The sequence below is a fragment of the Algibacter ulvanivorans genome, assembly GCF_048381495.1.
Lineage (GTDB): Bacteria > Bacteroidota > Bacteroidia > Flavobacteriales > Flavobacteriaceae > Algibacter_B > Algibacter_B ulvanivorans.
Genome location: NZ_JBLWGD010000006.1, coordinates 1 through 22,852 on the forward strand (window position 1 = coordinate 1; position 22,852 = coordinate 22,852).

25 protein-coding genes are annotated in these 22,852 nt (G+C 31.5%); 12 read left to right on the forward strand and 13 right to left on the reverse strand.

The window, feature by feature from the left end; translation table 11 throughout:
- Nucleotides 1-208: 208 nt before the first annotated feature.
- The 8 genes from ACNG5D_RS13610 to ACNG5D_RS13645 all read left to right on the forward strand — a co-directional run bounded on the left by ACNG5D_RS13610 (nt 209) and on the right by ACNG5D_RS13645 (nt 5,240).
- The gene (locus ACNG5D_RS13610; protein WP_418184077.1) at nt 209-997 is read left to right on the forward strand and encodes a hypothetical protein; all 789 of its coding nucleotides are present in this window, start codon (nt 209-211) and stop codon (nt 995-997) included.
- A gap of 45 nt (nt 998-1,042) precedes the next feature.
- Nucleotides 1,043-1,783 carry a trypsin-like serine peptidase gene (locus ACNG5D_RS13615; RefSeq protein ID WP_418184078.1) on the forward strand — a complete coding sequence of 247 codons (741 nt, stop codon included), beginning with the start codon at nt 1,043-1,045 and terminating at the stop codon, nt 1,781-1,783.
- 246 nt (nt 1,784-2,029) lie between these two features.
- On the forward strand, nt 2,030-2,245 hold the full coding sequence (locus ACNG5D_RS13620) for a hypothetical protein (protein ID WP_418184079.1): 216 nt from the start codon (nt 2,030-2,032) through the stop codon (nt 2,243-2,245).
- A gap of 2 nt (nt 2,246-2,247) precedes the next feature.
- The gene (locus ACNG5D_RS13625) at nt 2,248-2,754 is read left to right on the forward strand and encodes a J domain-containing protein (RefSeq protein WP_418184080.1); all 507 of its coding nucleotides are present in this window, start codon (nt 2,248-2,250) and stop codon (nt 2,752-2,754) included.
- 6 nt (nt 2,755-2,760) lie between these two features.
- Nucleotides 2,761-3,786 (forward strand): hypothetical protein, encoded by a 1,026-nt coding sequence (locus ACNG5D_RS13630; protein WP_418184081.1) that lies wholly within the window; start codon nt 2,761-2,763, stop codon nt 3,784-3,786.
- Between the two features lie 221 nt (nt 3,787-4,007).
- Nucleotides 4,008-4,310 (forward strand): ArsR/SmtB family transcription factor, encoded by a 303-nt coding sequence (locus tag ACNG5D_RS13635; protein ID WP_394907496.1) that lies wholly within the window; start codon nt 4,008-4,010, stop codon nt 4,308-4,310.
- Between the two features lie 46 nt (nt 4,311-4,356).
- The gene (locus tag ACNG5D_RS13640) at nt 4,357-4,626 is read left to right on the forward strand and encodes a CBU_0592 family membrane protein (RefSeq protein WP_418184082.1); all 270 of its coding nucleotides are present in this window, start codon (nt 4,357-4,359) and stop codon (nt 4,624-4,626) included.
- Between the two features lie 11 nt (nt 4,627-4,637).
- Nucleotides 4,638-5,240: a short chain dehydrogenase gene (locus ACNG5D_RS13645; protein ID WP_418184083.1), complete on the forward strand. Its 603-nt coding sequence runs from the start codon at nt 4,638-4,640 to the stop codon at nt 5,238-5,240.
- 47 nt (nt 5,241-5,287) lie between these two features.
- Here ACNG5D_RS13645 and ACNG5D_RS13650 read toward each other — a convergent pair whose 3' ends face one another.
- Nucleotides 5,288-6,262, reverse strand: a complete 975-nt coding sequence (locus ACNG5D_RS13650) for an IS110 family RNA-guided transposase (RefSeq protein WP_418184084.1) — start codon at nt 6,260-6,262, stop codon at nt 5,288-5,290.
- Nucleotides 6,263-6,643: 381 nt separating this feature from the next.
- Here ACNG5D_RS13650 and ACNG5D_RS13655 point away from each other — a divergent pair, with 381 nt between their 5' ends.
- The 3 genes from ACNG5D_RS13655 to ACNG5D_RS13665 all read left to right on the forward strand — a co-directional run bounded on the left by ACNG5D_RS13655 (nt 6,644) and on the right by ACNG5D_RS13665 (nt 8,786).
- Nucleotides 6,644-8,041, forward strand: a complete 1,398-nt coding sequence (locus ACNG5D_RS13655) for a sulfatase (RefSeq protein WP_418184085.1) — start codon at nt 6,644-6,646, stop codon at nt 8,039-8,041.
- Between the two features lie 216 nt (nt 8,042-8,257).
- Complete coding sequence (locus ACNG5D_RS13660) at nt 8,258-8,506, forward strand: type II toxin-antitoxin system ParD family antitoxin (RefSeq protein WP_019036946.1); 249 nt, start codon at nt 8,258-8,260, stop codon at nt 8,504-8,506.
- On the forward strand, nt 8,499-8,786 hold the full coding sequence (locus ACNG5D_RS13665) for a type II toxin-antitoxin system RelE/ParE family toxin (protein WP_418184086.1): 288 nt from the start codon (nt 8,499-8,501) through the stop codon (nt 8,784-8,786). The genes ACNG5D_RS13660 and ACNG5D_RS13665 overlap by 8 nt, the downstream gene beginning before the upstream one ends.
- A 228-nt stretch (nt 8,787-9,014) precedes the next feature.
- Here ACNG5D_RS13665 and ACNG5D_RS13670 read toward each other — a convergent pair whose 3' ends face one another.
- From ACNG5D_RS13670 to rsgA, 10 genes are all read right to left on the reverse strand, one after another.
- Nucleotides 9,015-9,992, reverse strand: coding sequence for a polyprenyl synthetase family protein (locus ACNG5D_RS13670; RefSeq protein ID WP_418184087.1), 978 nt, complete (start codon nt 9,990-9,992; stop codon nt 9,015-9,017).
- A gap of 52 nt (nt 9,993-10,044) precedes the next feature.
- A complete protein-coding gene (gene rlmN / locus ACNG5D_RS13675) occupies nt 10,045-11,085 on the reverse strand; it encodes a dual-specificity RNA methyltransferase RlmN (protein WP_418184088.1) in 1,041 nt (346 codons plus the stop codon).
- A gap of 245 nt (nt 11,086-11,330) precedes the next feature.
- Complete coding sequence (gene queA, locus ACNG5D_RS13680; RefSeq protein WP_418184089.1) at nt 11,331-12,380, reverse strand: tRNA preQ1(34) S-adenosylmethionine ribosyltransferase-isomerase QueA; 1,050 nt, start codon at nt 12,378-12,380, stop codon at nt 11,331-11,333.
- A gap of 81 nt (nt 12,381-12,461) precedes the next feature.
- The gene (locus ACNG5D_RS13685; RefSeq protein ID WP_418184090.1) at nt 12,462-13,685 is read right to left on the reverse strand and encodes a 3-phosphoshikimate 1-carboxyvinyltransferase; all 1,224 of its coding nucleotides are present in this window, start codon (nt 13,683-13,685) and stop codon (nt 12,462-12,464) included.
- Between the two features lie 125 nt (nt 13,686-13,810).
- Complete coding sequence (locus ACNG5D_RS13690) at nt 13,811-14,137, reverse strand: nucleotide pyrophosphohydrolase (RefSeq protein ID WP_418184091.1); 327 nt, start codon at nt 14,135-14,137, stop codon at nt 13,811-13,813.
- Nucleotides 14,137-16,137 (reverse strand): DUF3857 domain-containing protein, encoded by a 2,001-nt coding sequence (locus ACNG5D_RS13695; RefSeq protein ID WP_418184092.1) that lies wholly within the window; start codon nt 16,135-16,137, stop codon nt 14,137-14,139. Before ACNG5D_RS13695 ends, ACNG5D_RS13690 begins: the two co-directional genes overlap by 1 nt.
- 14 nt (nt 16,138-16,151) lie before the next feature.
- A complete protein-coding gene (locus ACNG5D_RS13700) occupies nt 16,152-18,059 on the reverse strand; it encodes a DUF3857 domain-containing protein (RefSeq protein WP_418184093.1) in 1,908 nt (635 codons plus the stop codon).
- A 94-nt stretch (nt 18,060-18,153) separates the two neighbouring features.
- Nucleotides 18,154-18,669 (reverse strand): metal-dependent hydrolase, encoded by a 516-nt coding sequence (locus ACNG5D_RS13705; RefSeq protein ID WP_418184094.1) that lies wholly within the window; start codon nt 18,667-18,669, stop codon nt 18,154-18,156.
- A gap of 6 nt (nt 18,670-18,675) precedes the next feature.
- Nucleotides 18,676-19,128 carry a D-aminoacyl-tRNA deacylase gene (gene dtd / locus ACNG5D_RS13710; protein ID WP_418184095.1) on the reverse strand — a complete coding sequence of 151 codons (453 nt, stop codon included), beginning with the start codon at nt 19,126-19,128 and terminating at the stop codon, nt 18,676-18,678.
- Nucleotides 19,125-20,075 (reverse strand): ribosome small subunit-dependent GTPase A, encoded by a 951-nt coding sequence (rsgA, locus tag ACNG5D_RS13715; protein ID WP_418184096.1) that lies wholly within the window; start codon nt 20,073-20,075, stop codon nt 19,125-19,127. The genes dtd and rsgA overlap by 4 nt, the downstream gene beginning before the upstream one ends.
- 253 nt (nt 20,076-20,328) lie before the next feature.
- Here rsgA and ACNG5D_RS13720 point away from each other — a divergent pair, with 253 nt between their 5' ends.
- Entirely contained in the window at nt 20,329-20,781 is a 453-nt protein-coding gene (locus tag ACNG5D_RS13720) for a hypothetical protein (protein ID WP_418184097.1), read from the forward strand.
- A gap of 59 nt (nt 20,782-20,840) precedes the next feature.
- Here the strand turns inward: ACNG5D_RS13720 and ACNG5D_RS13725 are convergent, their stop codons facing one another.
- Nucleotides 20,841-21,923, reverse strand: coding sequence for a chorismate mutase (locus ACNG5D_RS13725; RefSeq protein ID WP_418184098.1), 1,083 nt, complete (start codon nt 21,921-21,923; stop codon nt 20,841-20,843).
- 76 nt (nt 21,924-21,999) lie between these two features.
- Nucleotides 22,000-22,851, reverse strand: coding sequence for a prephenate dehydrogenase (locus ACNG5D_RS13730; RefSeq protein WP_418184099.1), 852 nt, complete (start codon nt 22,849-22,851; stop codon nt 22,000-22,002).
- Nucleotide 22,852 lies beyond the last annotated feature (1 nt).

The window sequence follows — 22,852 nt, forward strand, 5'->3', positions numbered from 1 at the left end:
CCAACACCGTATATAAAAAATTGCTGATTTTAGCTAAATCAAAAGGTCGTTGCACGTTTGCTACGTCTGATTTTCCTTCGGAAAATCCTCGCACGCAAACACGCAACTTTCCATATACAAACACGTTAGCAAACATTAAATACCTACTATTAGGTATAGTTCTAACATTAAGAAATTACTACTTTGCAAAAACCAAAACCAACCAAATATGAAAACAATTACAAAATTTATTTTAATCCTATTCTTAGGATTTAATAGCTATGCACAAGTTACACCTACATTTACAGGAACAGAAGAAGTAAAATTGAAAACTGGAAGTTATGAATTTATACAATCTCTACCTCAAGGGTTTTCACCACAACTAGAAAACGGAACTTCTTCCTCAATAGATATAAATAAACGCAATAAAATTAGTGTCTTATATGAATATAATGATAGAATTTATTTTAAGTATTGGAATTTCAAATCTACAAGTCCATCATTTACTAAATACAATAATGACAAAGTTTTTAGTATAGAAAAAGAAAAATTTGATCAATTAGTACAACCTCTTTACAGTAGATATAAAGGAGTAGCTTTTGGAGCTTACACAGTACCTTTCAGATTGAGAAGTATTGGAGGTGGAGACGATTTTGATTTTGAATCTAGCCTATCTTTACAAGCAAATTTAGTTTTTGGTTTTGGTAGTATTTACAAACAAGACTCTTGGTTTGATGCTTCAATAGGATTAGGTTTAACTGGTGTCAATCTCACTAGCAAAAATAGTAATGTAACAGAAGATAGAACTGCTTCTGCATTTACCTTTTCATTAGGTGGTGTAATAAAACCAGCTAGATATGCAAATATTGGAATTTTTATGGGATGGGATTTTCTTGGACAAAATGATAATGAAGTAGATTGGAAACACGATGGAAATGCTTGGATTGGATTAGGTATAAACGTTAGTTTTAATGAGGTAAAAACTGAAAAAACTGCAACAAACCTTGACAACAAATAACGTTTGCAAAACAGTAAACCTAAGATAAATAAAAAATCAACAAAAATGAAAACATCAATATTATCTGCCTTATTTCTGATACTTTTTACAAACTCTGTTTTTTGTCAAGCCAAAAAAATAAATCCTACAGAATATCCTTACGCATATGTAGTTAAATTACTGATGCATAAAAATGGTAGTACTTTTCACGGAACTGGAATAATGATAAACGAAAATAGTATTATAACTAATGCTCATAATGTTAACGGAAAAGATTCAATTAGTATTTATCCAGGATATAGCAAGCAAAACAATTCACCATTTGGAAAAATAACAGTCGAATGTAAATTTAATGAAAACATTTTTTATCCAAAAGAGTACAAAATTGATTCTCTACATAGATTCTATGATTATGCGGTTATAAAATTTGAGAATAAAGAAGTTTTTAATAAAGTTTTAGAAAAATCAAGCAATAAAAAATTTGAAATAGAACTTGTTGAAAATCTAGACTCTAAAACAATTAACATATCTGGTTATCCTTTTTTTAGATTTTTTGAATTTTGGAAACCCAAAAAAGCAAGAGTTCACTATCACAATTCGACAACAAAATTTAATATTACAGAAAATATATTATTGAATTACAAACTAAACACTCGTGGTGGAAGTAGCGGTTCACCTCTCTGGATTGAAAAAAATGGTAAACTGATAGTAATAGGAATTCATAAGTCAGGAAAAGGATTTAGCAATCAAGGAATTTTCTATGATGCGAAAAGGGTTAATCAAATTAAAGAATGGATAGAAAAATAACGTTTGCTAACACCGTATATAATTTATTGCTAGTTCTCGCCTACTTACGAAAATCCTCGCGGATTTTCTATTCGGTTTTTATTTGCTAAATTAGTTGCTTAAACACGCAACGAAATCATACACAAACACGTTGTGCATAATGCTGAAGAAACAACCGAAAAATTAAATAACACAGTTGATTGCGAAAAACCGTAAGGAAAAAATAAAACTAATTTAGAATTTTACAAACTAACCAAAACTATAAATATGTCAAAAGTCATTGTTACAATCGGAATTATTATTGGATTCATTTTCTTATTTGGAGTTATCGTAGCAGCTAATAAAGGAAGTGGAACACCAGGAATTTTAGGGTTAATTCTTTTTGCTGGAATGGTTGCCGGAATTCGAGCAGTTTGGAAAAAACCTTCTGTAAAAAATGAAATTACTGAAACTGACAAACACCAACTTGACAAAAGAGACTAATCGTGTTTAAGGATTATTATTCCATTCTCGAAATTCCTCAAACAGCAACTCAAACTGAAATAAAACTTGCGTTTAAAACCCAAGCATTAAAATGGCATCCCGATAAAAACATTGGTTTGGATACTACTATAAAAATGCAGGAAATTAATGAGGCTTATCTTATATTAAAAGATAGCGATGCAAGAAGAAGATATGATATTGAATATTCAAAATACAAAGAGTTTAAAGAACAAACTCAATATCAACGAGAAGAAAGGAAATACGAGAAAGAAGAAAACACTAAAACAAAATCAAGAAGCTATGAATATGAAGTAGAAGATGAAACTTTAGAAAAATGGATGAGAAATGCACGCAGGCAAGCGGTGGATTTAGCAAAACAAACACTTAAAGAGATTGCAGATTTAAGTGTAGAAGCTACTAAACAAGCTGGCTCTAAAATGTTTCAAATGTTCATTTATTATGGAATTTCAGGACTAATAGTAATGCTCTTATTTAGAGCTTGTAATTAAAAAAATATGATTCAATTAAAACGCATTTCATCAATTATTATATTATCAACTATAATACTTTCTTGTAACCAAAAAAAGGAAACAAAATACTCTAAAAAAGAACTGACTGATAACTTTACTATCGAAATACCATCTGACTATTTTAGTTATGGAAATAGTGAGGGAAGAAAAGTTTGGAAATCTGGAGAGACATCATTTTTATTAATAGAAACAAAATTTGCTAATTCTACAGATTTAAACAAAGAGATTCAAGAATATTCCTCTGCGCAAGATGCTAAAGACCTTTATAAGAACAAACGATTAGTGAAAACAGAAAATTTTGAAAATGATGATTTAAAAGGAATCATTTCCTTTTATAAAAATGATGTTAAAGGCAAAGGTGCTGGTTTAGTTACTCTAACTTCTTACATTACTTTCGCAATAGTTCAGTCAAAAGATACTCAATTCAATATAGAATCAATGACTTTGAGTGATAACACCTTTGATGAAATTGCAAAAAGTATTAAGTCAATTTCAAGAAAAACGAATTCAATAAATATTCCTGTTGCAAATTCATTTGACAAGAATAAAGCACTTGAAGAAGGTTATCAGGTTTTTCAAGAAGATGGTTTTATGGTTAAATGTAAAGGAGAATTAAAGTTGGATAAATTACGAATTCAACAAATGAAACAAGCTGGAATGGCAGATAACTCAAAACCATATCACGTTTATCATAATAATACAGATTACAATATCAATGTGAGTTCTTTTGACCAAGTTTTGTTTGGAAAAAATGATAAAGAAATTGAAGATTACAATAAAAACGATTTAGACTATTATCAAACCAAGTTAGATGAAATGTCAATAAAAAATAGTCGTAAAAAATTCAAGGATTATGATGCTGTTTATTATGAGAATACACAAGATAACAGAACAACAAAAGCTGTTTTTTTTCATCATAAAATGAAAAGTTATATGCTTCAAGTTACAGACGATAATAATGTAGAAAAGAAATTTTTAGATTTTATAGATACATTTGAGATAATAAAATAAAAAGCACTATGCACAACAATGGCTATAAGTAATTGCTTGTTCTCGCCTACTTCTGAAAATCCTCGCGGATTTTCAGATTGGTGTGTACTTGCAAAGTTTAGTACTAAACCACGCAACTACTCATAGCCGAGACCGTTGGCAACAAGCTAAAAAAACATCGAGCTTCAAACAAAAACACGAATTCATTTTTACATATCGAGAATTATCAATATATTTGAAGTATGAATTTGAAAACAGCAACAGAAATAGGTAAATGTTTATCGAACCAAATCAGATTTCAGATATTGGAATGGTTGAAAGAACCAGAGAAACATTTTCCACCACACGAAACATTAAAGCATTTTAACGATGGTGTCTGTGTAACTTATATTCAAGAAAAAACGGAATTATCTCAATCAACGATTTCAACATATTTGACCAATATGGAAAAATGCGGACTTTTAATATCAACAAGACACGGTAAATGGTCTTATTTAAAAAGGAACGAAGAGACTATTAAACAGTTTACGGATTTTCTAACATAAAAAAAAAATTGACAAAATATATCGACATTTCGCAATATAACAAACTATGAAATTATTAATTGACATTTTAGGTTGGTCAGGTTCAGGATTGATAATCCTTGCCTATGCCCTAACGTTAATCGAAAACAAAAAATATTTGGACTATGGCAAGTATTTAAACTTGCTTGGAGGACTTTTAATAGCCATAAACTGTTATTACTACAATGCTATCCCACCATTTGTAACCAATCTGCTTTGGAGCATCATTGCGACTTTAACGATATATAAGTCAAGAAATAAAAAAGAGAAATGTAACAAGACTAAATGCTTAACTTAAAAATTAAAACAATGAAAATTTTAATAATTGGAGGAAACGGAACAATAGGAAAAACTGTTGTTTCACATTTTAAAGAAAAAAACGAAATCATAATTGCTGGACGAACCAATGGAGACGTGACTGTTGACATTGCTGATAGTAGTTCAATACAATCGATGTTTGAAAAGATTGGAAAAGTGGATGCTATAATTTGTATCGCTGGAGAAGCAAAATGGGACGATTTCAATAAACTATCTGAAGACGATTATTATATCGGTCTTAAAAGTAAACTAATGGGACAAGTTAATCTTGTACGCATTGGACAGAATTATTTAAATTCTAATGGTTCTATAACTCTATCTACAGGAATTTTAGCAGATGACCCAGTTGTGAAAACTGCAAGTGCTGCTATGGTAAATGGTGGAATACATAGTTTCGTAAAAGCTGTTGCACTTGAAATTGAAAACGGAATTAGGGTAAATGTAGTTTCTTCAGGAATGGTTGAAGATGCTTATGAAAAATACAAAGATTATTTCCCAGGACACAATCCGATACCAATGAAAAAAGTAATTAACGGATATGTAAGAAGTGTAAACGGAAAAGGAAATGGAGAAATTATTAGAATTTACGACTGAAAAAAGCCAGTTGCCAACAAAGAACTGAGGTAAAAAACAAGTAAAAATTATTGTTTTATAACCAAAGTACTTCTAAACTCAGGGTTATAAGGTATTCCTTTTTTAACTATAGAAAAAGCCTGCTTTAATAGTTTGTTACAAACCGCTATTAAAACAAGTTTTTTACATTTTCCTTTTGCCACAATTCTATCAAATAGTGCTTTACAAGCACTATTATATTTACAGGCATTAAAACTGCACATAAACAATAAGCTTCTAAGTTTTGGATTTCCCATTTTACTTATTCGGGGTCGCCCCTTTATACTACTTCCCGATTGCCTTATTATTGGTGTTATACCAGCATAACTACACAGTTCTTTTGAACTTTCAAAACGCTTAAAACCATCTGTAAAAACCAATAACATTAATCCTGTTTTACTTCCTATTCCTGGTATACTTTTTAAAAGGGTTAAGGATGCTTGATACTCTGATTTTACATTCTCTTCTAACTTTGTTTCTAATAGTTCTATCTCCTTTTTTAAACTTTTTAATTGTCTCTTTAAAGAGCCTAAAACTGCTTTTGATGGGGTGCCTAAAACTATTTCTCCATGAATTTTATTTTTAATTTGAGTGCTTTGTTTACTATAAACACTAAGTAAACGCGATATTTGCAAACTCTCTTGCTGCGTTTTTGATTGACCAAACCATAACTTAGGTTTTTGGTCTTGTCCATAAAGCTGAATCATCTTGGAATCACTCTTATCTGTCTTGATTTTACACATTTCCATTTGAATATAACGCTTAATTTTTAATGGATTTACTATGCTAACCTTAAAACCATTATCTAATAAAAAGTAAGACAAGCGTACATGATAGTAACCGGTAGCTTCCATAACGCAAACCGTATTATGATCTAATAATTTTAGCAACTTTTTAAAGCCTATTAAACTGTTTTTAAATTGATAATAATTGTGATGATTATCGCATACATCAAAGACATCTTTACTAATGTCTAAACCAAAATATTTTATATCTTTAGTCATAAGAAAATAGAATTGTAAAGAGCCAATCTACTGAGAATTCAACAACTTGAAATCGAAGTCTAAAGCTTCTTAGAACTGAACGAATTTAACGTAGATAAGAGAGGGGATTATCAATGTTGACGAGATCTAGGTCTCTGCGTATATAATAACCTTATTCCGCTCTTTGGTTCTTTATGATTAAATAATAAATTTAGTGAATTGCTAAGTTAAGATGTATAACCGCAATTACGGCGGATTCGACTACGTCCGAATCCACTCGGAATTGCTAATGTCAGTGCTAAACCGAAAATTAACGCATATTAACCCGTAACTGACGGTTATACGAGACCGTTGTGCATCATTTTAAAAAAGGAGAATATGAGATTTTGTGTAGATAAAAATATGAGATTAATAATAGTCATTTCTATTATTCTGGTTTTATCAGTTAATGCTTGTATCATTGGACCAACAAATAAAAATGGAATTAAGCCCAACCTAGTCATTATAAACATTGATGACATGGGTTGGAAAGATGTTGGTTTTATGGGGAGTGAATATTACGAAACGCCTAATATTGATGCGCTCTCTACCAAAGGTATGGTATTTACCAATGGTTATGCAGCATCAGCAAACTGCGCACCAAGTAGAGCCTGTTTAATGACAGGAATGTGGACTCCACGTCATGGGATTTATACGGTGAATTCTTCTGAAAGAGGACAAGCTAAAGACCGTAAATTAATTCCAACAAAAAACACAAACCTCTTAGCTTCAAAATTCATTGTAATTCCTGAAGTCTTAAAAAGTAATGGATATACTACCTGTCATGCAGGCAAGTGGCACTTAAGTCACAACCCACTTGAAGACGGTTTTGATGTAAATATAGGTGGTAGTCATGCAGGTCTTCCAAAAAGTTACTACCCGCCTTATAAAAGCGTGAATATTACTAAAGGGAAAAGTGAATATTTAACTGATTTGGTTATGGAAAAGGCTATAGAATTTGTTGATACTGTTGCTTCTCCATTCTTTTTATACTATTCTCCCTATGCAGTACATACCCCTATAACGCCAGTAGATAGCTTGTTACCTAAATATAAGAATAAGGCACCTTGGAATGGTCAAAAAAACTATGAGTATGCTACCATGGTAGATAATCTAGATAGAAATATTGGGTTGCTTATCCAAACATTAAAAGACAAAAATATTTTTGATAATACTTTGATTGTGTTTACATCAGATAATGGAGGTTTGTATGGAGTAACTAAACAAAAACCTTTACGAGCAGGAAAGGGGAGTTATTACGAAGGCGGTATTCGAGAGCCCTTTTTCTTCGTTTATAATAACATAATTAAACCAAATACAAAGAGCGATGTAACAATTACCAATCTCGATATCTTTCCAACTATTTTGAATTATGCTGGTATTCAGAATACCCAACTGGAATTAGATGGAGTTAATATATCTTCGGTGCTAGAAGGAAAAACAGAAACACTAGAACGCCCATTATTTTGGCATTTCCCAATCTATTTGGAGTCTTATAATAGAAAAGACAACGAAAACAGAGACCCTTTATTTAGAACAAGGCCTGGTTCTGTGATACGCAAGGACGATTGGAAAATGCATTACTATTTTGAAGATGATGCCATTGAATTATATAACCTATCTGAAGATATTGGAGAGCAAAACAACTTAGCAGAAGCCAAGCCTGAAAAGGTAGAAGAACTTTTAGAGGATTTACAAAAATGGTGGAAAGATACTAATGCCCCAATTCCTACAAAGTTGAATCCTAAATATGGAGATTGAAAAAAAACGAATGCACAACAATGTATAAAAATAATAGCCGAGATAGTAGTAAATTCAGGGATTGTAGCCCGCTTCAACTTCATGGTAACTTGACAGGAAAGTACCACGCAGTCGGCTACTATTCTTATACTTAACGTTGGGTGTAATTTGAGCGAAAATCTACAAATTTGATTATTTTACCAATATTTGGTATATTTGATTAAAATTAAAAACGAAATGAAAAACACATCAATATCGCTTGGAAATTATTTTGATCAGTTCGTACAAACTCAAGTATCTGCTGGACGATACAAAAACGTTAGTGAAGTAATCAGAGCTGGACTTAGACTTTTGGAAAATGAAGAAAGTAAAGTAATTGCTTTACGAAATGCAATTCAAGAAGGACTAAACAGCCCATTAGTGGAAGACTTTGACTTTGACGAAAATCTAAAAAGACTAAAAGCGGAAAAAAGAAAAAATGGCTAAAGTAATATTAAGACAAAAAGCCATTGATGACTTGAATGACATTTGGGATTATACTTTTGAAAAATGGTCAGCAAAACAGGCGGACAAATATTATGCGACAATAAAGTTAGCGTGTAATGGAATCGGACAAAATCCTGATGTTGGAAAAGAATATGACGGAATAAACAAAAACTTGCTCGGACTAAAATCTGGGAAACACATTATATTTTATCAATCACTTTCCGAAGATAAAATTGAAGTTATAATAACCTTATTCCTCTCTTTGGTTCTTTATGATTAAATAATAAATTTAGTGAATTGCTAAGTTAAGACGTATATAAAAAATTGCTATATTGTGCTTAATCAAAGGTCGTTGCACGTTTGCTACGTCTGATTTTCCTTCGGAAAATCCTCGCACGCAAACACGCAACTTTCCATATACAAACACGTTGTGCATAATGCTGCCCCGTCCTGAATAAAGGCTACATAATTTAACATCGTTAGATTACTATTTAAACAACAACTAGAGTTATTTTTTTCTATCAATAACGTAATTCACCATAAGCTTTAATGAATTTTTATACTCAGATTCTGGATAGGTTTTAAGTAAATTAAGTGCTTCTTCTTGAAATGTTTTCATTTTATTTATAGCATAATCTAACCCGCCATTAGCCTTTACATAAGCTATAACTTCTTTTACTCGTTTGGTATCTTTATTATGGTTTTTCACAGAATTAATAAGCCATTTTTTTTCTTTTATTGGAGCTTGATTTAAGGCGTATATTAAAGGCAGAGTCATTTTTTGCTCTTTAATATCAATACCTGTAGGCTTTCCTATTTGGGTATCTCCGTAATCAAATAAATCGTCTTTTATTTGAAATGCCATACCTATTAATTCTCCAAACTTACGCATAGTTTCTACATGACTAGATTCTGGCTTTACAGATGCTGCTCCTAAACTACAACAAGCTGCAATTAAAGTTGCTGTTTTTTGACGAATAATTTCATAATATACATCTTCTGTAATATCTAGTTTTCTTGCTTTTTCAATTTGAAGCAATTCGCCTTCACTCATTTCTCGAACGGCAATAGATATTATTTTAAGCAAATCGAAATCGTTATTATCAATAGAAAGTAATAGACCTTTAGAAAGTAAAAAATCGCCTATTAAAACCGCTATTTTATTTTTCCATAATGCGTTTACCGAAAAAAAGCCTCTGCGACGGTTACTATCATCAACTACATCGTCGTGCACTAAAGTTGCTGTATGAATTAACTCTATAACTGATGCGCCTCTATAAGTGCGCTCTCTTACCTCTCCATTAGAAACCATTTTGGCTACTAAAAACACAAACATTGGTCGCATTTGTTTGCCTTTTCTGTTTACTATGTAATGTGTAATTCTATTTAACAACGCTACTTTACTTGACATAGAAAGTTGAAACTTTTGCTCGAAAAGATCCATTTCGAAGGCTATAGGTTGTTTTATTTGTTCTACTACTTTCAATTTATAGTGTATTTAAAACGCGGTTAAAATATAGGTTTTAGAAAGCTTATTTTTAAGTTTTATTAGCTAATTGCCCGCAAGCTGCATCAATATCTTTGCCTCTACTTCTTCTTACGGTTACGGTAATATTATTTTTTTCGAGTATTTCTACATACATATCTATAGCCGTAGATTGGGCTTGTTGAAACTCACCATCGTCTATTGGGTTATATTCAATTATATTAACTTTACTTGGTGCAAATTTGCAAAATTCTACTAAGGCATCAACATCTTTTCTTTTGTCGTTAATACCTTTCCATACTACATACTCGTATGTTATTCTGTTTTTTGTTTTGGCATACCAGTATTGTAGGGCCTGCCTTAAATCGTTTAGTGGAAATGTAGCGTTAAATGGCATGATAGAAGTTCGTACTTCATCTATTGCAGAGTGCAAGGATACGGCTAGTTTAAATTTAACATCGTCGTCGGCCATTTTTTTTATCATTTTTGGTACTCCCGATGTTGAAACAACTATTCGTTTTGGCGACATACCTAAGCCTTCGTCCGATGTAATTTTATCTATAGCTTTTAATACGTTATTATAATTCATTAGTGGTTCGCCCATACCCATAAATACTATATTGCTTAATGGTTTGTTATGGTATAAACGGCTTTCGTTATCTATAGCTACGACTTGGTCGTAAATTTCGTCTGGATTTAAGTTGCGCATTCGTTTTAAACGTGCGGTTGCGCAAAATTTACAATCTAAACTACAGCCTACTTGACTGGATACGCAGGCCGTTGTTCTTGTTTTTGTTGGTATTAAAACAGATTCTACTACTAAATTATCGTGTAAGCGTACGGCATTTTTTATGGTGCCATCGCTGCTACGTTGCATTTGATCTACTTTAATATGATTAATTACAAAGTTATCTTCTAGCATTTGTCGGGTTTGTTTTGATAGGTTTGTCATATCATTAAAACTATGTGCCGATTTTTGCCACAACCATTCGTAAACTTGGTTACCACGAAAGGCTTTGTCTTCTTGTTTTACAAAGAATTCTCTGAGTTGTTCTTTGGTTAATGCGCGTATGTCTTTTTTAGCTGTTGCCATATGTATTGCAAAAATAAGGAAAGGTTTTTCTAATTATGAATTATGATTTGATAATTATGGTTTGATACTGTTTTTGTGCATTAGGGATTGAGGCTTTGTTGAAGCTCTTTTTGTGTTGTTGCGCCTATGCAACACAAAAAAGCGACTGCCGAAAGCCCGACCCTTGGGTAATGCCCTAATATACCTGCCAAAAAAGAAAAAGCCCCGTTATAAACGAGACTTTTTATGATTTTAGGTTTGTTTTTTTATATAATTAACATGGCATCGCCGTAGCTATAAAAATTGTAGCCTTCTTTTATTGCCTCTTCGTAAGCTCGTTTTACAAAATCATGCCCGGCAAATGCAGATACCATCATTAATAGTGTTGATTTTGGGGTATGAAAATTGGTTATCATGGCATTTGGTATGCTAAAATCGTACGGTGGGAAAATAAATTTATTGGTCCAACCATCAAATTCGTTTAACATGCCGTTTGTAGATACAGAACTTTCTATGGCTCGAACGGCTGTTGTACCTACAGCGCATACACGACGTTTTTCTTTAAGTCCTTTGTTTACAATTTCTACAGCTTTGCTGTCTATGGTTAACTCTTCGCTATCCATTTTATGTTTAGATAAGTCTTCTACTTCTACAGGATTAAATGTTCCTAATCCTACGTGTAATGTAACTTCTGCAAAGTTTACGCCTTTTATTTCTAAGCGTTTTAATAAATGTTTTGAGAAGTGAAGCCCTGCTGTTGGTGCTGCTACTGCGCCTTCGTTTTTTGCAAATATGGTTTGGTAACGCGACTCGTCTTCTGGTTCTACATCTCTTTTTATGTATTTTGGTAGTGGTGTTTCTCCTAATTCGTTTAGTTTTAAACGAAATTCTCTGTATGAACCATCGTATAAAAAGCGTAAGGTACGCCCTCTTGATGTTGTATTATCTATAACTTCTGCGACTAGGGTTTCATCATCTCCAAAGTATAGTTTATTTCCTATTCTTATTTTACGTGCTGGGTCTACTAAAACATCCCATAAACGTTGCTCTTCGTTTAATTCTCTTAATAAAAACACCTCAATTCTTGCTCCTGTTTTTTCTTTATTTCCATAAAGTCTTGCTGGAAACACTTTGGTGTTATTTAAGATTAATACATCATCTTCATCAAAATAGTCAATAACATCCTTAAACATTTTATGCTCTATAGTTTGCTCTTTTCTATTAAGTACCATTAAACGCGATTCGTCTCTGTTTTCAGCTGGGTATTCTGCTAGTAGTTCGTCTGGTAACTCGAAGCCAAAGTTTGATAATTTCATGTGTTACTTTTTATTAATTTTTGTGAGAAAGATGCAAATATACAATCTGAACATAGGGGTTGTCAAGTAAATAGCTGTTTATTATTTACTTATTTGAAAACCAATAGACTCTAAATCATTCCAAAAGGTTGGATATGACTTTGAAACTACCATGGCTTCTTCTATAGTAATGGCTGTTTTTAAAGCTAATGGTGCAAATGCCATTGCCATTCTGTGGTCGTTATAAGTGGCTATTGAAACCATTGATTTTATACCACTTGAAGCCGATAGATGTAATGATTTGTCTGTGATTTTTACTTGCCCTCCTAATTTTTCTATTTCGGTTTTTAAAGCAACAAGCCTATCTGTTTCTTTTATTTTAAGTGTATGTAGCCCTATTAAATCGCACGGTATACCTAAGGCAAAACAGGTTACAGCTATGGTTTGCGCTATATCTGGTGCATTTTTTAAATCTAAAGTTAAGGGTGCTAATTTAGATGGTTCTTTTTTTAGTGTTAGTGTATTTTTATTAAAAACTGCAGATACACCAAAATGTTTATAAATTTCTACTAATGAAGAATCGCCTTGTAATGAATTTTCTTTATAAGACGACAAAGTTATCTCTGTTCCAACATCGCTTAAAGCCACAATACTAAAGTAATATGATGCCGAAGACCAATCGGACTCTACAGTTAACGTTTTAGCATTTAACGTTTTTGTGTTGGGTTTTACAGTTATTACATTATTGTTAAAGGATGTTTCTACTCCTATTTCGTCCAACAAACTTAAAGTCATGTTAATGTACGGAATAGAGGTAATTTCGCCTTCTAAAGTTAATTCTAGGCCGTTCTCTAATTTTGATGCGATAAGTAATAAGGCCGATATGTACTGGCTACTTACATTAGCTTTTAAAGATACTTTATTTTTAATAAGCTTTTTCCCTTTTATTTTTATTGGTGGGTACCCTTCTTTTTCTACATAACTAATTTCGGCTCCTAATTCTTGCAGGGCTTCAACTAAAATTTGTATTGGGCGCTCTTTCATTCGTTTAGAACCTGTTAGTATGGTTTCTCTACCTTCTTGTATTGAAAAGTAAGCTGTTAAAAAACGCATTGCTGTACCGGCATGGTGGATGTCTACAATTTCTAATTGAGAGCTTAATGCGTTTGTCATTAAATTACTATCATCGGAGTTTGAAACATTTTCTAATTTAAACTCAGGGTATAAGGCTTGTAATAACAATAGTCTGTTAGATTCGCTTTTTGATCCTGTTATTTGAACTGATGATTGTTTTGCTATTTCGGATTTTTGAAGTGTAAAGTGCATGTTCTAATTATTCCTAAATTTAAAGAAGTGGCAAATTTACTCGATAATCGAGATTAATACTATGAATCTTAATGATTTTTTTATGCTCTTGCTTAATTTTAAACACATCATGCAAATTAAAGTAGTTATTTAAGTTTTTTGTTATTGTGATGCCTGTCGTGGTCTCGTTTTCCTTTTTTATCCATTCGTTTATCAAAAGCATTTTGTAAATCTACACCTGTTTGGTTTGCTAAACATAATACTACAAATAACACATCGGCAAGCTCTTCGCCTAAGTCTTTATCTTTATCGCTTTCTTTTTCGCTTTGCTCGCCATAACGCCTAGCTATTATTCTGGCTACTTCGCCTACTTCTTCTGTAAGCTGCGCCATGTTTGTTAATTCATTGAAATAACGAACACCGTGTTCTTTTATCCAATTATCTACTTCTTTTTGTGCGTTTTTAATATTCATTATGCTTTGGTTAACACGATTTGTTCTGACTCTTTTTCTACCAACATTTTAAAATATGATTTTAACGCATCATAATAAACTGGTGAAATTATTGGCTGATTTATTTCCGACTCAATTACAATTTGTACTTTACTATCTGTTGGCGATATATTATACTTAAAGCTCCCTAAATTATCTGGTAATGCTATAACCGTTGATTCTGGTACGCTTTCTACTTTATATCCTTCTGGCAAATTTACAACAATAGTGTATTTACTGCTTGAAGGGTATCCAAAATCTACAGGAAATTCTCTTTTTTCTAACTTAAATGGGTTTTCTTTTGTTTTTAGAAAAAATACTGGCGAAAAATATACTTTATCTCCAATTATATCTGCTTGATTTTCTAAAGAAAACTTAAAGGATTCCATAATAGGCTTAGATAAATCTCTATCGTTTTTAACAGTAAAATCTGAAATCTCCATACCGTTATATTCGTTTTCTAGATTTTCAATAAAAGTATTATTATCTGTATTTATGTAATTTTCTCTGTATAACAATGCGTTATTTGCCGTTTTTATATTTCTAATTCCGCCTTTTATTGTACCTGTTTCATCCAAACTTAAAAATAGAGAAACGATTTTTTTAGACTTCTGGCTTGGGTATAGGTTTACTGTTGAAAATGTATTGTCCTTCCTTATAATTCTACCTTCCCAATTTAGCACTCTTGAAGGCAAAACATTTGGTGCAGAAAACGTATTAGTAGCATCTAACAAAACAATACCTTTTGGGGTTTCAATACAGGAAATTACATAATTATACCCTTCTCTGGTTGGGAATAATGGCACTCCGTTTTCTCTTGTACTTACTAAAACCGGGTTGGCATTTAATCCTGCATATCTTAACATAGCCGTAAGCATTAAGTTTATTTCTGCAACACCACCTACTTGTTCTTTATAGGCTTTTCTAACTCCTGAATTACAATACTTACCATAATAACCATTCCATTTTATTTTGCTTTTAACAAAATTAAATATTAATAGTGCTTTTTGCATTGGATCTGAAGTGGTTTTTATTAAAGCTTCAACATCGGTTTTAAAATAACTAGTTTTATCTAATTCTGAACCAAAGCTAGGGTTGTTATATATTGCTTTTACAACATCTTCCCATGTGGTTGAATAATATTCTGTTGACGATTGTGGCATCTGTATATAAGACAACTCGTAGTTAACCGCAGATTGATAATTAGATATGTTATTTACATAGGGTTCGTCCTTTAAAGCTGGAATATTGGTTAAACTATAGGTTGTAACATTTTTCATGAAATTTAAATCAGACGAAGAAAAATCTGTTGTTCCGTTAGAACCATATCTTTCTTTATTTTGAAATGTTATCTTGCCTGGAACTTTTTCTTTTTTAGGATTAATAGACAAAAACCCTTTAGTGTTTACTTTAAAGTTAAAATACTCGGGTGTTTCAAAAATAGCTTCTAATTTTTTTACAGGAATATCATGCTGAAAAACATAATCATCAATATTTGAAATAAAATCTGAAAGAATAGTATACCTAAATTCAACTACAGAGCCTTCCTTTAAATTAGGCATTGTAAATTTATATAGGTCGCGATAATCATCATATTCTGTTTCAAAAACACCATTTTTTTGCAGTTTGGTATCCTCTACCTTACCATTAACCATATTATATGTATATGCCTTTAGGTTAGACACTTTTTCTTTATTGCCTCCTCTATTATATAACATAATTTGGTGGGTTGCATGATTAAACCCCTCTTGGGTATAAATTTTAATACGTTGATGCACTTCTGTAAAAAGCTGAAACCCCTTATCTTGAAAGTACTCGAAATGGGTTTTCCTATACTTATACAAATACGTTGCACTTGCCGAAGAATCTAAAGTATTATACTTTTCTTGAAGCTCGGCTTTTGATATTTTTCCAAATTTAAAGTCTTGAGATAATAGTGTTAAAGAAAAACACATACAAAATAAAATAGTAATAATTCTCATATTAATAGTAATTGTTATTTTTTAATTAAAGCAACTTTAGCGTTATCTTGTTTTGAAACTTCTTTGTAAAATTCTCTAAATGGGCTATAGTCTTCCTTTGTAAATAGGCCATCATTAATTATAAATTCGCGCTTATAAATAAGTGTGTTTTCATCTATAACGACAAACTCTGTTTTATAGCTTCCAAATTTATTTTGAATGGTTTTATTTTTTGGTATTGCTTCAACTTTATAATTGGTTGGAAGCTTAATTTCTAACTCGTCTATATCTTTAAATCCACGGTTTATCTTAAGCGGTAACTTTCTGTTTCTATATCTATTGGGAATATGTGTGTTTCTGTTTAAGGCGTTTAGGGTTAGCAACATTCTGTCTCCTACTTTTTTTGTGTAATTGGTTGCATTGAAATTAATGTGTTCAATAAATTCGGCATTATTTTTATTATTTTCAATAGTTATATTATTTATAGTTATATTATTTATATAACGCCACCTATTCTTGTAATGCTCATTTAAATCTCTTTCAACTTCGGTTTCTAACCAATACTTGTTATCATACTGTATTCCTTTCGAGGTTATCATAACATTGGTATTTAAAACCCCATTGTTAGTAATACTACAACGGCCTTTAATTTTTTGAATGTTCTCGTTTACACTATATTTTTTAGTATGCTTTATTTTGCCACTATTTGGTGTAATTACTAGCACATCTCTATCATCAGTAAAGTCTCCTATAAAACCAAATGGTAATTTTTGGCTTGTACACTCTAACCAAACATCTTCTGTATCTGTTGGTATATTAAGAATAACATGATTACCCATCATGGCTGCAAAATCATTTTCAATATGCCTTTGAGATTCTCCGGCATAAACTACCGTGTAGTTAGATGTAATTCCTACAGCCTGCAAAAGAGCCATGGTATAATTTGTTAAAGCTTTACAATCGCCATAACCCAACCTATCGACTTCTGAAGCATTAAAAGGTTTCCAACCGCCAATACCAACTTGCACACTTATATATCTTACTTTATTTTGCACATACTCGTATATTTTTTTTGCCTTTGCTATATTATTTGGTTCGTTCTTTACCAAATCCTGAACCATTGTTATGGTACTTTCGGGCAAATCGTGTGTGCTTTTTATTAAGTCGTGATACATCCATTTTGCAAAATCGTCCCAAGTTTCAACCTGAGACCTTACTCCTTCTAGGGTAAAATACTTTGATGCTAATAATACTTTAGGAGCAATATCAAAAAATGCAGGTGCATATTCTTCTGGTTTTAAAGCTTGAATATTTTTAACATGGTATTTAATTTGCCCATTAAATTTTTCTTTTTGTAAATCGAAATCTTGAAAATTTTTCTCTTTGGTTCTTATCTTTAAATTTAAAGGATAATTAATTTGATAACTACTATTTTCAACACTAACAAAATACTCATCAATAGGCATAAAAGATTGTATAAATGCTGTATTATTACTTATGGTTTCGCATACAAACTCTATAGTATAAGGGTAGCTAATTGGTGTAAATTCTAGATATTTAACTCTAGAATCTGAATATAAGGTGCCACCATCTACAGCACTTACATCTTTAAACTCGTGCTTTTTTATTTTTTTTATTTGATTACCAAAATTGTTATAAACAATAGCCTCTAGGTTTTTTATTTTAACATTATTATCATAATGTACATAGGCATTAATAGCATGATTTCCTTCTTTATTAAATACTGTAATTATTCTTTTAACAGATACAAACATTTCGTAATGCGATTTTAATTCGACCTGTACAGTATTAGACCTAATTACTGCATTTGCATTTTTATTAAGGTTGGGTGGAATACTAAAACTTGTAAGTAAGTTTTCTTGAGAAAAGGAAAGCGTTGCGATAAATAAAAATAAAATACTTAGAATAAGCTTTAATTTCATACTTGTTATTTATAATATATAATTGAGGTTTTAATACCTACAAAAACAACTATCTTTTCTAGTAAAGAAAAAAATCAATTAATAAACTAAAGGACTAATATAGCTTTTTTATTAAAAATCTTACAGTAAAAGTAAAAAAACATGGCAAAACTATGTACTTAAATTCACTTAAAAGCACTTTTATACCCCAAGTAGAAAAAAAGTTTTTAATTCCTAATGGAGACACCAATATGCTTCTAAATGAAAAGAAAAATCTTTCATTATTAAGAGGGATAAAAAAGCCTACGCCTTCGCCACCAGACGTCATGGCATCTAACACACCATGAGATATTGTAGAAAGAAAAATAACCAAAAACCAAATAAGCTTATGTTTTCTGCCTATTGTAAACATTAATACTAATGCCCAAAGTATTGCAAAAAGTATGGAATGTGTAAATCCGCGATGCCCTAAAGGGTGCTGGTAAGCAATGCCTAGCTTAAAGGCTACAACATCAAAATCTGGTAAAATGGTAGAAAAAACAGCAGCCAACAGCAACCATTTAAGGTTTTTATTATCTATAACCTTTGTTATTGTTAAGCCTAATACGGCATGCCCAAAAATTGATGCCATTATATTTTATTCTTTATGCTTTGTGTCTATAATTATAGTAACTGGCCCATCATTTAATAATTCGACCTTCATGTCTGCTCCAAATTGGCCCGTTTGTACTTTTTTACCTAAATCGGTTTCAATTTGTTTTACAAAATCTTTATAAATTGGTATGGCTATATCTGGTTTTGCTGCTTTAATATAACTTGGCCTGTTTCCTTTTTTTGTTGAGGCATGTAGTGTAAATTGACTAACCACAATGGCATTACCGTTTATATCTTTTAACGATGTATTCATAACACCGTTTTCGTCATTAAAAACGCGAAGGTTTACTATTTTATTGGATAACCATTTAATATCGTTTTGGGCATCATCATTTACTATGCCTAACAATACTAAAAGTCCGTTTTCTATTGTCGCTACTTTTTCGCCTTCAATGGTTACGCTTGCTTTTAATACTCGTTGTATAACTGCTTTCATTCTTTATCCCAAATATCGGTTCGGTAATGTTCGTCTTCTCCTTCAAGAATTTGTACGTAGCTTCTATAACGCGAATATGGTATTTCTTGGTTTTCTAAAGCTTCTTTAACAGCACATTTAGGTTCTTTTAGGTGTAAACAGTTATTAAACTTACAGTTTTGTTTTAGTTTAAAAATTTCTGGAAAATAATCGCCAACCTCTTCTTTATCCATATTAACTACACCAAAGCCTTTTATTCCTGGAGTGTCTATTATTTTAGCATTGAAACTTAAATCGAACATTTCTGCAAAAGTTGTTGTGTGCTGTCCTTGACTGTGTAAAGTAGAAATTTCTTTAGTTTTTATATTTAATGCGGGTTCTATACAATTTACTAATGTAGATTTACCAACTCCAGAATGCCCAGAAAACATACTTGTTTTTCCTTCCATTAGTGCTTTTACTTTATCTACATTTTTCCCTGTTTTTGCAGACACACCTATACACTGGTAACCTATTTCTCTATACTGGTGCGCTAAAAATTTCACTTCGTTTAAAGTGTCTTCATTATAAGTATCTATCTTATTAAACAACAAAATAGTTTTTATAGAATAGGCTTCGGCCGTTACTAAAAACCTATCGATAAAACTGGTAAGGGTTGGAGGGTTATTAATAGTAATCATTAAAAAAACCTGATCTAAATTTGCTGCAATAATGTGCGTTTGTTTAGATAGGTTTACAGATTTTCTAACAATATAGTTGGTTCTGTCATGAATGTTATGAATAACTCCTGTTTCTTGATTATTATTAGTTTCAAGCTCAAAATCTACAACATCGCCAACCGCAATTGGGTTTGTACTTTTTATACCTTTTATACGAAACTTACCTTTTATACGGCACTCGTAAGTTTGCCCTAACTCGGTTTTTACCGTGTACCAACTTCCTGTAGATTTATAAACGTGTCCTGTCATTCATTATAATATATCACAAAATAACAATTTTTATATTGATTTATATTAATAGTAAATACTTTTTTAAAAGCTAATTTCTTGTTACAAATAAAATTTAAAAATATTTTTTAAGCTTATGCAACCCTTTAATTAATGTACTGTCTATTAAAAAACAAATACTCCATTACATTATTTTTAAATTAAATTAACATTTTAATGTAAGAGTATTTCTATATTAGCCGTTTTTTAAATCATAAATCAAAAAATCAACAACATGAAAAAATTATTAATTGTATTAACCATTTCTTTATTTACTTTTTTAGAATCTAATGCGCAAGTAGAGTACAAAGTTGTAACTAGTGTAGAGTCTATTGTACCTAATGGGTTAGGGCGCTCTAGACTTATTAGTGCTAATGAGAAAAAAGATTATAAAGCATTTACCTCAACCCAAACTGAGGAAGATAATAAGAGAAACAAATCTAAACGTGGTGAAATACGAGTTAAAGATTTTGACGAAACTAAATTATTAAACTTTTATAACATTGGTGGTATTCGTTTTCAAAACATTGCTGCTAATGATGCCGTAATAGAATCTAAAATTAACACCATGATTGAAGAAGGCTGGGAACTAGCTTTTGTAACAAGTGCTGTTGAAAGTGAAGGTGGAAAAGGTGACGGACAAGGTATTTTTATTACTAGATATCTTTTTAAAAGAAACAAACAATAATTTAATTATAAAAAAGCCTCGCAATGCGAGGCTTTTTTATGTTTATTTACCAACCATTACTATCCGTTAATAATTTTCTCTTGGTGATTAATTGACTCTTGGTGAACGGCTTTAAACATTCTTAAAATAAACTCTTCGCTTAAACCATGTTGCTCGCCTTCTAAAACCATTTTTCCTAAAATTTCGTTCCATCGTTTAGATTGTAAAACGGCAACGTTTTTTTGTTTTTTTAGGGCTCCAATGCTATCAGATGTTTTCATTCGTTTACCTAATAACTCAATAATTTGGTTATCAACTACATCAATTTGAGCTCTTAAATTATCTAAAGCACTATTATATTCTGCTTCTGCATCAGTTTCTTTTCTAATTTTTAAATCTCTCATTATTTGTACTAATGTAGATGGTGTAACTTGTTGTGCTGCATCACTCCAAGCATTATCAGGGTCGTAATGAGTTTCTATCATTAAACCATCAAAATTTAAATCTAGAGCTGTTTGAGACACATCAAAAATCATATCTCTTTTACCTGTAATATGCGATGGATCGTTTATTAAAGGAATGTCTGGAAATTTATTTTGAAACTCGATAGCCATTTGCCATTCTGGAATATTTCTATATTTTGTTTTTTGGTATGTTGAAAATCCTCTATGAATAGCTCCTATGTTTTTAACACCAGAACTATAAATTCTTTCTATACCTCCTAACCATAAAGATAAATCTGGATTTACTGGGTTTTTTATTAAAACAGGCTTATCTGTTCCTTGTAAAGCATCTGCAATTTCTTGCATTATAAAAGGCGATACTGTAGAACGTGCACCAATCCATAATAAATCGATATCGTGCTCTAAAGCTAATTTTACATGAGCTGCATTTGCAACCTCTGTACAAACTTTCATTCCTGTTTCTGCTTTTACTTTTTGTAACCACTTTAAGCCTAAAGCTCCAACACCTTCAAAATTCCCTGGTCTTGTTCTTGGTTTCCAAATACCTGCTCTAAAATAGCTTACATCTGTATCTTTCAATTCGTGAGCAATTTTTAATACTTGCTCTTCTGTTTCTGCGCTACAAGGTCCTGCAATTACTAACGGATGATCTAGTTTTAAATCATCTAACCAGGTTCTCATTTTTTTTGTGTTTTCCATTTTTACTTAATATTTAGCTTCTTAAGCTATTGTGTTTACTATTATTTTTAATTGTTTTGCTTTATTATTTATCCAACTATACAATACCGTTAAGTATATCTTTAATATGGTTGGTATCTTTCATCTCATTAAAAATGGCATCAAAATTATCATTTTTCATGAGCTCTTTAAACTGCGACAAATTATTTATATACTCTTCTAGAGTTTCGATAACATTCGTTTTATTTTGCTTAAAAATAGGTGTCCACATTTCTGGCGAGCTTTTAGCTAACCGTACTGTAGAGGCAAAACCACTTCCTGCCATATCAAAAATATCGCGTTCGTTTTTTTCTTTTTCTATTACCGTTTTTCCTAACATAAAAGAACTAATATGCGATAAATGCGATACGTAAGCTATATGCTTATCATGATCTTTAGGATTCATGTATCGAATTCGCATGCCAATATCTGTAAACAGTTTTAATGCTTTTTCTTGTAATTTAAATGTTGTTTTTTCTACCTCGCAAACTATGTTTGTTTTGCCTTTAAAAAGCCCCTCGATTGCTGCTGTTGGCCCAGAGTGTTCTGTTCCGGCTATGGGATGCATGGCTAAAAAATTTCTTCGCTTTGGATGATTTTCTACAACTTTACAAATATCTTCTTTAGTTGAGCCTGCATCAACAACCAAACCTGTATCGGATATTTTATCTAAAACAGTTGGCAATAATTTTACTGTAGCATCAACAGGTATGGAAACGATTACTAAATCGGCTTTTCCAAGATCATCTAGCGTTGCTTTTTTGTCTATTAAATTTAACTCTAAGGCTTTTTCTAGTGTTGTATCTTTTCTACTAATACCATGAATAATTGCATTTGGGTTATTCTTTTTTATATCAATAGCAAGGCTACCGCCTATTAATCCTACTCCTATACAGTATATATTTTTCATA

What these genes read in the sequence shown, in the direction of transcription:
- ACNG5D_RS13635 (WP_394907496.1), top strand. Translation starts at nt 4,008, where the DNA reads ATGAATTTGAAAACAGCAACAGAAATAGGTAAATGTTTATCGAACCAA.
- rsgA (WP_418184096.1), bottom strand. Translation starts at nt 20,075, where the DNA reads ATGACAGGACACGTTTATAAATCTACAGGAAGTTGGTACACGGTAAAA.
- ACNG5D_RS13685 (WP_418184090.1), bottom strand. Translation starts at nt 13,685, where the DNA reads ATGCACTTTACACTTCAAAAATCCGAAATAGCAAAACAATCATCAGTT.
- ACNG5D_RS13630 (WP_418184081.1), top strand. Translation starts at nt 2,761, where the DNA reads ATGATTCAATTAAAACGCATTTCATCAATTATTATATTATCAACTATA.
- ACNG5D_RS13620 (WP_418184079.1), top strand. Translation starts at nt 2,030, where the DNA reads ATGTCAAAAGTCATTGTTACAATCGGAATTATTATTGGATTCATTTTC.
- ACNG5D_RS13690 (WP_418184091.1), bottom strand. Translation starts at nt 14,137, where the DNA reads ATGAATATTAAAAACGCACAAAAAGAAGTAGATAATTGGATAAAAGAA.
- ACNG5D_RS13655 (WP_418184085.1), top strand. Translation starts at nt 6,644, where the DNA reads ATGAGATTAATAATAGTCATTTCTATTATTCTGGTTTTATCAGTTAAT.
- dtd (WP_418184095.1), bottom strand. Translation starts at nt 19,128, where the DNA reads ATGAAAGCAGTTATACAACGAGTATTAAAAGCAAGCGTAACCATTGAA.
- ACNG5D_RS13640 (WP_418184082.1), top strand. Translation starts at nt 4,357, where the DNA reads ATGAAATTATTAATTGACATTTTAGGTTGGTCAGGTTCAGGATTGATA.
- ACNG5D_RS13650 (WP_418184084.1), bottom strand. Translation starts at nt 6,262, where the DNA reads ATGACTAAAGATATAAAATATTTTGGTTTAGACATTAGTAAAGATGTC.
- ACNG5D_RS13695 (WP_418184092.1), bottom strand. Translation starts at nt 16,137, where the DNA reads ATGAGAATTATTACTATTTTATTTTGTATGTGTTTTTCTTTAACACTA.
- ACNG5D_RS13720 (WP_418184097.1), top strand. Translation starts at nt 20,329, where the DNA reads ATGAAAAAATTATTAATTGTATTAACCATTTCTTTATTTACTTTTTTA.
- ACNG5D_RS13645 (WP_418184083.1), top strand. Translation starts at nt 4,638, where the DNA reads ATGAAAATTTTAATAATTGGAGGAAACGGAACAATAGGAAAAACTGTT.
- ACNG5D_RS13725 (WP_418184098.1), bottom strand. Translation starts at nt 21,923, where the DNA reads ATGGAAAACACAAAAAAAATGAGAACCTGGTTAGATGATTTAAAACTA.
- rlmN (WP_418184088.1), bottom strand. Translation starts at nt 11,085, where the DNA reads ATGGCAACAGCTAAAAAAGACATACGCGCATTAACCAAAGAACAACTC.
- ACNG5D_RS13705 (WP_418184094.1), bottom strand. Translation starts at nt 18,669, where the DNA reads ATGGCATCAATTTTTGGGCATGCCGTATTAGGCTTAACAATAACAAAG.
- ACNG5D_RS13615 (WP_418184078.1), top strand. Translation starts at nt 1,043, where the DNA reads ATGAAAACATCAATATTATCTGCCTTATTTCTGATACTTTTTACAAAC.
- ACNG5D_RS13660 (WP_019036946.1), top strand. Translation starts at nt 8,258, where the DNA reads ATGAAAAACACATCAATATCGCTTGGAAATTATTTTGATCAGTTCGTA.
- ACNG5D_RS13665 (WP_418184086.1), top strand. Translation starts at nt 8,499, where the DNA reads ATGGCTAAAGTAATATTAAGACAAAAAGCCATTGATGACTTGAATGAC.
- ACNG5D_RS13700 (WP_418184093.1), bottom strand. Translation starts at nt 18,059, where the DNA reads ATGAAATTAAAGCTTATTCTAAGTATTTTATTTTTATTTATCGCAACG.
- ACNG5D_RS13730 (WP_418184099.1), bottom strand. Translation starts at nt 22,851, where the DNA reads ATGAAAAATATATACTGTATAGGAGTAGGATTAATAGGCGGTAGCCTT.
- queA (WP_418184089.1), bottom strand. Translation starts at nt 12,380, where the DNA reads ATGAAATTATCAAACTTTGGCTTCGAGTTACCAGACGAACTACTAGCA.
- ACNG5D_RS13610 (WP_418184077.1), top strand. Translation starts at nt 209, where the DNA reads ATGAAAACAATTACAAAATTTATTTTAATCCTATTCTTAGGATTTAAT.